9 protein-coding genes are annotated in these 9,720 nt (G+C 58.3%); 3 read left to right on the top strand and 6 right to left on the bottom strand.

Annotation, left to right across the window (positions count from 1 at the left end; translation table 11 throughout):
* The coding region (locus AB5164_RS08595) for a class I SAM-dependent RNA methyltransferase (RefSeq protein ID WP_368147982.1) at nucleotides 1-604 on the top strand (604 nt) is incomplete at its 5' end.
* Between the two features lie 79 nt (nucleotides 605-683).
* Here the strand turns inward: AB5164_RS08595 and AB5164_RS08590 are convergent.
* The 5 genes from AB5164_RS08590 to tilS all read right to left on the bottom strand — a co-directional run bounded on the left by AB5164_RS08590 (nucleotide 684) and on the right by tilS (nucleotide 7,419).
* Nucleotides 684-1,505 (bottom strand): phosphatase, encoded by an 822-nt coding sequence (locus AB5164_RS08590; protein WP_368143327.1) that lies wholly within the window; start codon nucleotides 1,503-1,505, stop codon nucleotides 684-686.
* A gap of 159 nt (nucleotides 1,506-1,664) precedes the next feature.
* On the bottom strand, nucleotides 1,665-2,855 hold the full coding sequence (locus AB5164_RS08585; RefSeq protein WP_368147980.1) for a pyridoxal phosphate-dependent aminotransferase: 1,191 nt from the start codon (nucleotides 2,853-2,855) through the stop codon (nucleotides 1,665-1,667).
* A gap of 189 nt (nucleotides 2,856-3,044) precedes the next feature.
* Nucleotides 3,045-5,123: an ATP-dependent zinc metalloprotease FtsH gene (gene ftsH, locus AB5164_RS08580; RefSeq protein WP_368143230.1), complete on the bottom strand. Its 2,079-nt coding sequence runs from the start codon at nucleotides 5,121-5,123 to the stop codon at nucleotides 3,045-3,047.
* A gap of 61 nt (nucleotides 5,124-5,184) precedes the next feature.
* Complete coding sequence (gene hpt, locus AB5164_RS08575) at nucleotides 5,185-5,733, bottom strand: hypoxanthine phosphoribosyltransferase (protein WP_035138721.1); 549 nt, start codon at nucleotides 5,731-5,733, stop codon at nucleotides 5,185-5,187.
* Between the two features lie 147 nt (nucleotides 5,734-5,880).
* Nucleotides 5,881-7,419: a tRNA lysidine(34) synthetase TilS gene (gene tilS / locus AB5164_RS08570; RefSeq protein ID WP_199412419.1), complete on the bottom strand. Its 1,539-nt coding sequence runs from the start codon at nucleotides 7,417-7,419 to the stop codon at nucleotides 5,881-5,883.
* A gap of 48 nt (nucleotides 7,420-7,467) precedes the next feature.
* On the opposite strand from tilS, the gene AB5164_RS08565 reads away from it, so the two are divergent.
* Nucleotides 7,468-8,277, top strand: a complete 810-nt coding sequence (locus AB5164_RS08565) for an MBL fold metallo-hydrolase (protein WP_368143229.1) — start codon at nucleotides 7,468-7,470, stop codon at nucleotides 8,275-8,277.
* Nucleotides 8,278-8,359: 82 nt separating this feature from the next.
* Here AB5164_RS08565 and AB5164_RS08560 read toward each other — a convergent pair whose 3' ends face one another.
* Nucleotides 8,360-8,791: an Hsp20/alpha crystallin family protein gene (locus AB5164_RS08560; protein ID WP_040359532.1), complete on the bottom strand. Its 432-nt coding sequence runs from the start codon at nucleotides 8,789-8,791 to the stop codon at nucleotides 8,360-8,362.
* Between the two features lie 276 nt (nucleotides 8,792-9,067).
* Here AB5164_RS08560 and AB5164_RS08555 point away from each other — a divergent pair, with 276 nt between their 5' ends.
* The gene (locus AB5164_RS08555) at nucleotides 9,068-9,535 is read left to right on the top strand and encodes a hypothetical protein (protein ID WP_368143228.1); all 468 of its coding nucleotides are present in this window, start codon (nucleotides 9,068-9,070) and stop codon (nucleotides 9,533-9,535) included.
* Nucleotides 9,536-9,720 lie beyond the last annotated feature (185 nt).

The raw sequence follows: 9,720 nt of genomic DNA, 5'->3' as shown, positions 1-9,720 counted from the left end.
CGTCTATGGCGCCGAGTGCATGCGCGACCAGTTGCTCGGTTGCGAATTCGATATCTCCCCTACCGCGTTCTATCAGACCAATCCGCAGCAGACCGAACTGCTCTATCAGCTCGCCATTGACGGCATGGATCTGCAGCAGGGTGACATTCTTATGGACGCGTACTGCGGCAGCGGCACCATCGGTCTGTGCGCCGCGAAGGATGCCCAGGACAGAGGTGTCGGCATTATGCTGCTCGGCGTGGAGCGCAACCCGGCGGGCATTGCCGACGCACGTCGCAATGCCGAGCTCAACGGCCTCACCCGCAGCGCCTGGTTTATGGCCGACGATGCCACCGATTACATCCTAGATGCCGCCGATAACAACGAGCGCGTCGACGTCCTTTCCATCGACCCGCCGCGCGCCGGCTCTACCCCCGAGTTCCTCGAGGCCGCCTGTGCACTTAAGCCGCGCCGCATCACCTATATCAGCTGCAACCCCGTGACCCAAGAGCGCGACCTGCACCAGCTCCTCGACGGAGGCTATCGCTTGCTCAAGATTACGCCCGTCGACATGTTCCCTCATACCGACCACACCGAGACCGTCGCGGTCCTAGAGCGCCGCTAACCAGCCCAGGTAGCTTTTTGGGACAAGAAAGGGGGCGGCCTGTCTGGACCGCCCCCTTCCATTGGGCATATGAGTCTCGTTACATCCCCTTGCGCAGGTCGCATACGCCGGCTGCCGCCATCTCGCGCAGCAGCGTCTCGCGGTCGCGCGTCACGATCAGGTCCAGCGGGAAGTGAATCTCGTCGAGCAACTTGCGGGCGTGCTCGAGCTTGCCAATGGCCATACCAATGTGGGCATCGGTCGACACACCAATACCCACGCCCAGCTCGGCGCAGCGCTCGGCGATCTTGCGACATACGGCCCAATGCTCAGTGTCGGCACCATGCTCAAGACTATGGTTGTTAATCTCGATAATCTTGTGCTTGGCCTTGGCCGCCAGTAGCACCTCATCGATATCGAACGGCACGCCCGAACGACCCGTATGCCCAAGCATGAACACCTTGGGATGCTCCAGGGCATTGATATACATCTGGGTCGTTTGGGCGAGCGTCGCGCCTTCGGCAAACTGCGGATTATGCACGCTTGCCACCAAATAATCCAAATTACGCGTCACCAAATCGAACAGCGAATGCTGGTGACTGTACGAATCGCCGGCAATATCGAGCGACACGGGAATGTCCTCGCCAAACAAGCTTCCGTCCAGCGAAACGATATCGACCTCGGCGCCGCGAAGCACCAGCACGCCGCTCCAAATGCGCGGCCAGATATCCTGGTTAATAAAGAACTGGAAACTTCGCAGGTCGTTGGGGCAAGCCGTAACCATCGAGCTCAGATGGTCGGCAGATCCGAGCACCTGCAGGCCACGTTCCGCCGCCCAGTACACATTCTCCTCAATGGTTGAGTACGCATGCGCGGAGAACAACGTATGAGTATGAATATCACAAGAAAGAAGGTAGGGCATCAGGTCTCCTTGTCCAGTATGGCCGTCGCGTATATTCATTGTACGCATAGCTTTCGGCAGTCGTAAAACTGCTTCATCCCAATCACACAACGGCATAGACAACGGGGTCTGGCTTAAAACCAAACCCCGTTTCACGTAAAACATTGTAAGCAGAGCACTTTACTTTTGACGATACTCGTCGGCCAGCTGCTTCCAGGCGGGCAGTGAGTTAACGATAGTCTCGTAGCTCACACAGTAGCCCAAGCGGAACCAGCCCGGCATGCCAAAACTGTCCGAGGGCACCGCGAGCAGCTCATACTTCTTCGCGCGCTCGCAGAAAGCGTTCGCATCGGGCTCCAGCGCCTTCACCCACAGGTAGAATGCACCATCCGGCTCAACATAGGTGTAGCCGTACTCCGCTAGTGCATCGGTAAGCGCGGTGCGGTTGCGTGCATAGGCCTCAACGTCACTCGGCTCATCGATGCAGTCGATAATTACGCGCTGGAAGAGCGCCGGCGCGCACACGAAGCCCAGCGTACGGGCGGCACCGGCAACGGCGGGCATTAGACGAGCTGCCTGAGGGTTCGTATTGGGAACCAGGATCCACCCCACGCGCTCGCCCGGCAGCGAAAGCGACTTGGAATACGAGTAGCACACGATGGTGTGCTCGTAGATCGAAGGCACCCAAGGCACCTCGGCGCCATAGACAATCTCGCGATACGGCTCATCCGAGATGAGCATAATCGGGTTCTCGGGATCGCGCTTGGCGTTGACCTCGCGTAAAACATTGGCCAGTCGCGTCAGGGTATCGCACGTATACACGGCGCCGGTCGGGTTGTTGGGTGAGTCGATAATGACGGCAGCCGTCTTATCGGTAATCGCCTTGAGCACGTTATCCACGCTCAGCTGGAACGTATCTTCATCGGCGAGCGCCTCGACACACGTACAGCCGGCCTTCTCAATCCACACGCGATACTCCGGAAAATACGGCGCAATGACGATAACCTCATCGCCCGGGTTCGTAACGGCGTTGAGCGTGCAGGTGAGCGAAGCCGCGGCGCCCACGGTCATAAAGACATCCTTGCCCTCATAACTCGTACCAAAGCGGCGGTTGAGCGACTCAGCCACGGCGGTACGGCACTGCGGCAGGCCCGGTGCGGGCGTGTATCCGTGCAGCTGGTCACTCGGCAGTTCAAGCGCCTTTTTGATGGACTCCGCCACGGCAGCGGGCGCCGGAACGCTCGGGTTGCCCAGCGAGAAATCGAACACGTTTTCCGCGCCGATTTGCGCCTTACGCTCAAGGCCATAGCTAAAAATCTCGCGGATGATGGAGCTTTCCGCACCGCGAGCATACATGGTTTCGTTGATCATCTGTTCCCCTTTCGCATAGGCGGTATTGTACGCTTTAGTTGAGCAAAGCGCCGCAGCAATGTTGATTGGGGACAGACTTAAATGCGTGAAAACGCTCATTTAAGTCTGTCCCCAATCAACAGACGGCCCAATATCGCTCAAAAGAAAAAGCCTCCGCAGGTTTCCCCGCAGAGGCTTTCGCCACAAAGGCTATTTGTCGGCGTCGGTGTCGGCACCGGCATTGACGGCACAGTCATCGCCGGCATCATCGGATGCGGCTTCGGCATCCTCCTGCATGGCCGCCTGCGCAAATGCCGCGGCATCGGCCGCCAGCTCCTCCTCGCTCATACGAGGCGCACGCTTCTTGGTCGGCATGCCGGCCGCCTTGGCATTGCGCTCCTCCTTGGCCGCCAGGATATCGCCCTCGCGCTCAAGGTAGGCATCCCACTCGTTGTCGAGCAGGGCGTTCACGGCGTCGCCTTCGACGGTTTCGCGCTCAAGCAGCACCTTCGCCATCAGGTCAAGCTGATCGCGACGAGCATCCAAAATCTCGACCGCACGACGATGGGCCTCACGCATAATGCGCTGGACCTCGATGTCGATGCGGCGCGCCGTCTCCTCGGAGTAATCCTGGTGATCGGCGTAGTCGCGGCCCAGGAATACCTGATGCTGCGCCTCACCAAACACCTGCGTTCCAAGCTCCTCGCTCATGCCCAAGCGCGTGACCATCTCGCGCGCCATCTTGGTCGCGCGCTCCAGATCGTTGCTCGCGCCCGACGTGATGTCGTCGCACATGAGTTCCTCGGCAACGCGACCGCCCAAGAACACGGCAAGCTCGTCGAGCATCTCGTTCTTGGTCTTGAGGAAGTGGTCCTCCTGCGGAAGCTGCAGCGTGTAGCCCAGCGCCTGGCCGCAGCTGACGATCGAGATCTTGTGAACCGGATCGGAGTGCTCCAGGATGTGACCCACCAGGGCATGGCCGCTCTCGTGGTAGGCGATCGTGGTGCGCTCGGCCTCGGTCATCACGCGACCCTTGCGCTGCGGACCGGCAATCACGCGCTCCATCGATTCCTCGACCTCGTCCATCGAGATCACGGAACGATGGCGGCGGGCAGCCAGCAGCGCAGACTCGTTGAGCAGATTTGCCAGATCGGCGCCGGTGAAGCCAACGGTCATCTGGGCGAGCTTCTCAAACTTCACGTCCTCGTCCATCGGCTTGTTCTCGGCATGCACGCGCAAGATCTGCTCGCGGCCCTTCACATCCGGACGGTCAACCGTAACCTGACGGTCAAAACGACCGGGGCGCAGCAACGCCGGATCCAGGATGTCAGGACGGTTGGTTGCAGCGATCAGGATGACCGACTCGCTCTCCTCAAAACCGTCCATCTCGACCAGCAGCTGGTTGAGCGTCTGCTCGCGCTCGTCGTGACCGCCGCCCAAGCCAGCTCCGCGCTGACGTCCCACAGCATCGATCTCATCGATGAAGATGATCGACGGGGCCTGGGACTTGGCCTCCTTAAAGAGGTCGCGCACACGGCTGGCGCCGACACCCACGAACATCTCGACAAAGTCGGAACCCGAGATGCTAAAGAACGGCACGCCCGCCTCGCCGGCAACGGCCTTGGCCAGCAGCGTTTTACCGGTGCCCGGAGGGCCCACCAGCAACACGCCACGCGGGATCTTGGCGCCCAGTTTGCGATAGCGGTCCGGATCGCTCAAAAAGTCACGGATCTCCTCGAGCTCCTCGACTGCCTCGTCCACGCCGGCAACGTCCTCAAACTTGACCTTGGGGCGCGTGGCCTCGTTGGTCTTGGCGTTGGTCTTGCCAAACTGCATGTTCCTGTTGTTGGCGCCCATCATCTGGCGCATAAAGTAGAACATGATGGCGATAAGGGCGATCGTCGGAAGCACACTCATCGCCAAGTCGCCCCAAAAATCGGGATCGTTGGTGTTGACGATGTACTTGGTATCGGGGTGCTCCGCCATGAGCTCGGCAAGCGAATCGGAGCCGACATAGGTCGAAGAGAAGCTCTTGAGCTCGCTCGTATCGCCCTTGTCCTTCTTCGTCTTCCAGTAATGACCCGTCACGCTTCCGTCTTGAACCGTATAGGTCAGATCTTCGACGCGATCCTGCTTGATGGCGCTCACCATCTCGCTCGTCGCGAGCTTAACGGTATTGCTGGAATTGGCAAAGCCGGAGCCCATGTTAAAGAAGGCGTAGCCCAGAAGCGCGCAAGCCAAAATAAAATACAGCCAGCCCGTACGCGTGGGCTTCTTGCCTCCGGGCATCCCCGGGATCTTTGGGTCCCGGGGAGTCTGGGAATTGTTATCGTTACGGTCGTCGGGCATCTTACGAATAAACCTCCGGTTTCAAAATGCCCAGATACGGAAGGTTGCGATAGCGCTCGGCATAGTCGAGGCCGTAGCCCACCACAAAGGCATCGGGGCAATGGGTTCCAACATACTTGGGCGTGATGGCCGAGACGCGGTCCTCAACGTCCTTCCACAGGAAGGCGGCGACCTCCAGAGAAGCGGGCTTGCGGCTCTCGAGGTTCTTCATCAGATACTTGAGCGTCAGGCCCGAGTCCAGAATGTCCTCGACGATCAGCACGTCGCGACCGCGGATGTCGATATCCAGGTCCTTAATGATACGCACGATACCCGAGGACTTCACACCGTCACCATAGCTCGAAACAGCCATGAAATCGATGTTGGTCGGCAGCTCGATCTTACGCATCAGGTCGCCCATAAAGACCACGGCGCCGCGCAGGACCGCAATCAGCACCAGATCCTTACCCGCGTAGTCGCGAGTAATCTGCTCGCCTAGGCGAGAGACGATACCGTCGATATCCTCCTGCGTGAACAGAACCTTCTCGATATCCGGATGTTGAGAAGCCATGACAACCCTTTCTTGTGCTTATCGCCCACACACCGCCGTATGGACGCGAACTACACATTCTAGCAGCGCACGGGGTAAATTTACCAGCCCGTGCGCCATCAGCGCGGGAATACCGTCAACGTCGCACAGAATAGCAGGCGTGGGACGCTATTCCGCATCGACCACGCGGAGCAGATATGCCACGCGCGTTGCGGCCGTGCACTTAAAACGCTCGTCCGCGCGAACTCCGGCGACCCACACCACGGCACCCCCCGGCGCCGTCCTCACCATGGGCACGCCGGCGCGTTCGGAAACGGGAATGCGAGCCTCGCCTAGCAAGTCGGATACTTTCTTGCTTCGGCCACTCATCCCTAACGGGCACATCACGTCTCCCGGTGCGGGACCGTCCACCCACAGGCGCGCCAATCGCGCCTCGGCAGGGATCTCGCCACGCGAGCCCGCCAGGATCCGCTCACTATCGCTGTCGGCAAAACCCAGGGCAGCCGCGTCTACCAAAGCTGTCACTTCCCCGGCAGCCGCAAGCTCACGGGCGCGGCGCACGATATCGCATCCCGGCTCAACGGCCATCGGTTCTGTGACCAGCATACGTCCCCCGCCCAACGGCAAACGACCGGGTACGGTAACCCAGTCCGCGACCAGGCCCTCGCGAGCCGCCGGCGCCTTAAACGCCAGCATGCCAAACTCAATGCGTGCGTCAATCCCCGCCGGAAGCGTGACCGAGCCGGCGCCCTCGGCAACGCAGGAAAGGACTCGCTCCACATGTCGCATCTCTGGACGAGCGTCCGGATCGATGCGCTTAATTGCCAGTCGCACGATACGCCGCGCGATTACCACCTCGGCCGCAGCAAGGCGCCTGGCATCGAGCACCAGCGCGCCCGCCGCCTCCTTACGCAGGCAGCTTCGAAACGCCTGTGCCGAAAGCTGAGACAAAAACGCGTCCTCATCGCCTAAGATCTCGCAGGCGGCGCCAATCGTCTTGCAGACGCTCGCGTTGCGCTGCGCCACCACCGGCATCACTCGATGGCGCACGTAGTTTCGCAGATACGAGATATCCTCATTGCTCTCGTCTTCACGCCACGGCTGACCATGTACCTGTAGATAGCCCACGAGCTCGCCATGAGTTAGGTCGAGCAAGGGACGCACCACAATATTCCTCCGGCGAGGAATGCTCGATAGGCCAGCGGGCCCTGAACCCTTAATCGCGTTCATCAAAAACGTTTCCGCGCGATCCGAAGACGTGTGCGCGGTGCAGATACGAGCCGCCGTTCGCGGTGCCCCCGTCTGGGCGCAGAGCTCGCGAACATACCTCCGCGCCGCGGCATAGCGCACCTCGCGGGCCGCGGCCTCAATATTGCCCGACTCCCCATCAAAATAAGCGTGCTCCACGCACAGCGGTAAACCATATTTCGCGCAGAGCTCACGCACAAAGGCCTCGTCGCCATCGGACGCCTTGCCGCGCAGATGATGGTTTACATGCAGCACATGCAGGCGCTCGCGAGCAATGGGGGCAACACCGCGTCCGTCTTGGATATCCAGCTTTGATGTGCACGCCATAAGAAGCAGTGCCGTCGAGTCCGCGCCGCCTGATACCATGAGCACGACAGGAGCAGCCTGCTGCCTCGTTCGGGTCTCATCGACTGCCCCGGGCACGGCATGGTGTCCGTAATGCTGTGATACCGTTGGCATTCGCTTCCTCCTCTATTCGTCCGCACCCATTGTATCCTTTGGAATCTTATGTCTCGCCTGCACCTTCATATCCTCGGCAGTGGCTCTAAAGGCAACTGCGCACTCATCGAGGGCCCGCAGGGGCTCATTATGGTCGATGACGGACTGTCTCGCCGCGAGACATTAAAGCGCATGGCAGAACTGGGGCTCTCGACAGACAACGTCTCGGCTCTTCTCATTACTCATGAGCATAGCGATCACATCAAGGGCCTCGATGTCTGGTGCAAGCACTGGCACGGCCCCCTCTTTGCCAGCAGGGGCACCCTTTCGAACAAAGAAAATCTTTCGCATCTGCCTGTCGAGGAATTCGATCCCGGCGACGCCCTATCCATTGCCGGCATCCACGTGCAAACCTACTCAACATCACACGATGTCATCAATCCAGTCGGTTATCGATTCGACGCCCTCGATGATTCCATCGGCTTTGCCACCGACACCGGAGAGCTATCGAGCCAAGCCATGAACACCCTCAAAGATTGTCGAGTCCTCGCGCTCGAAAGCAACCACGATGTGACCATGCTGCGCGAGGGAGAATATCCCCGCTTTCTTCAGGAGCGCATCCTGTCTGCAAGGGGACACCTCTCCAACAGCCAAGCCGCCGAAGCCGCGCGCGAACTTGTTACAGATCGCACCGAACAGCTCATTGCCATGCATATCAGCCAAGATAACAATCGTCCGAGCCTTACCGTCAAAAGCTATGCCAAAGCTCTGGCCGCAACCCTGGATGACGAGGTCGGCAGCTCCGCAACCCTTCTCCAAGGATCGCGAAAACTCTCGATACGCCCTGCGAGTCAGTATCAGCCGGCAACCATTCAATAGACTGTCCTAGACAGCAAAAGGGGCCGAGAATCGCTTCCCAGCCCCTTTTGCTGTCTTTTAATAGCGCAGAACACCAACGAAGTTAGTCGATGGAGATCTTCGTAACGTTCTTCTTCTCGACGATCTTGGGAACCGTAACGGTCAGGATGCCGTCAGCGTACTTAGCCGAGAGGCCCTCGCTCGAAGCGTCCTTTAGATACACGCCACGCGTCGCGCTGTACGAGCTGAACTCCTTCTGCAGGAAGTTCTTGCCCTCGTTCTCCTCGTCTTCCTCGACATTCACGCTAATGGACAGACGGCCCTCATTGAGCTCGACATCGATATCGTCCTTGGCGACACCGGTCAGATAGGCCTTGACCTCATAGCCGTCGCCCTTATCCTCAACGTCAACGGGAAACGCCTTGGAAGCAATCGAGTTGTTTGCAAGGTCGGTCATATCATCAAACAGATCGAACAGCGAGCTAGCAGAAGGACGAACGCCAAAAACCGAACGATAAGGAACCATGCTTGCCATGTTTACCACTCCTTTTAGGACTGCCGAGCCATCTTCTAGGTGACTGGGACTTCTTTTGACGCTCTTATATATGCCCACACAGTGCTTATATATACATCGACTATAAAGTTTTTTGAGTCCAGTACTATAAGCATATCTAAGTGTGTATGACTCAGGTTTTAATAAGGTTAAGGTTCTTTGAACCAGAGCTTAAATAACAAGTATGTTCGCAGCTACAAATAACAAGGGGCTTACAATGAGCGCGTACACGTTGTTGGTAACGAGCTAAAGGGCATCATGGACGACCAGAACCAGAACAAAATGTTTATGCAGACGCAGGGGGAAGAAACTTCCACGCAGCCGCCACGGTTCCATCGCCCCCACATCTCGCAAGAGCCCATTAATGATCCTGAGCCCGAGTATGTGACAAGAAATCGATATCAAACGCTCGAGGATGCCCAAACGGGACGTAAACATATGGGCGTCGCCTCGGGAGACCCTGTATATCTGAAAGACGCACCATTATCTAAAAACAGCGCAGCTAGTGATGAGCCACTGAAAGCATCCGCCGCTCATCAACAAAGAGGTCCTCGACCAAAGCAAACCTTGACGCATTCGGCTCGCTATCTCGAAACGCCAAAACAAGGAAAATCGATCTTCGTTTCGTCGAGTAAACGACGCAAGCAGCATCGAATGACAATCCTGCTTTTGATCATTGCGGCTATAGCAGTTGCCCTTGTTATTCGTTTTATTATCTTTAAATAAAAGCTCAATACCAAAAAGAATTAAATCGTCTGGCGTAAATGAGTCATTTATGCCGCACAAACGCAAAAAAGGGGGAGGCCGCGAGGCCTCCCCCTTCCAAGTTCGATGACGGCTCGGTGCCGTCCACCGGTCAGCGGCGCCCTGGCCTCCCACGGGCTGACCCCGCAGTACTCTCGGCGCGATGG

This window comes from Collinsella aerofaciens, from assembly GCF_040915425.1.
GTDB lineage: Bacteria > Actinomycetota > Coriobacteriia > Coriobacteriales > Coriobacteriaceae > Collinsella > Collinsella aerofaciens_BW.
This window is presented reverse-complemented; position numbering and strand designations above follow the sequence as displayed.

Bases quoted from the DNA above. Each gene is read 5' to 3' on its own strand.
- AB5164_RS08585 (WP_368147980.1), bottom strand. From the start codon at position 2,855: ATGATCAACGAAACCATGTATGCTCGCGGTGCGGAAAGCTCCATCATC.
- AB5164_RS08590 (WP_368143327.1), bottom strand. From the start codon at position 1,505: ATGCCCTACCTTCTTTCTTGTGATATTCATACTCATACGTTGTTCTCC.
- AB5164_RS08555 (WP_368143228.1), top strand. From the start codon at position 9,068: ATGGACGACCAGAACCAGAACAAAATGTTTATGCAGACGCAGGGGGAA.
- AB5164_RS08560 (WP_040359532.1), bottom strand. From the start codon at position 8,791: ATGGCAAGCATGGTTCCTTATCGTTCGGTTTTTGGCGTTCGTCCTTCT.
- hpt (WP_035138721.1), bottom strand. From the start codon at position 5,733: ATGGCTTCTCAACATCCGGATATCGAGAAGGTTCTGTTCACGCAGGAG.
- ftsH (WP_368143230.1), bottom strand. From the start codon at position 5,123: ATGCCCGGAGGCAAGAAGCCCACGCGTACGGGCTGGCTGTATTTTATT.
- tilS (WP_199412419.1), bottom strand. From the start codon at position 7,419: ATGCCAACGGTATCACAGCATTACGGACACCATGCCGTGCCCGGGGCA.
- AB5164_RS08565 (WP_368143229.1), top strand. From the start codon at position 7,468: ATGTCTCGCCTGCACCTTCATATCCTCGGCAGTGGCTCTAAAGGCAAC.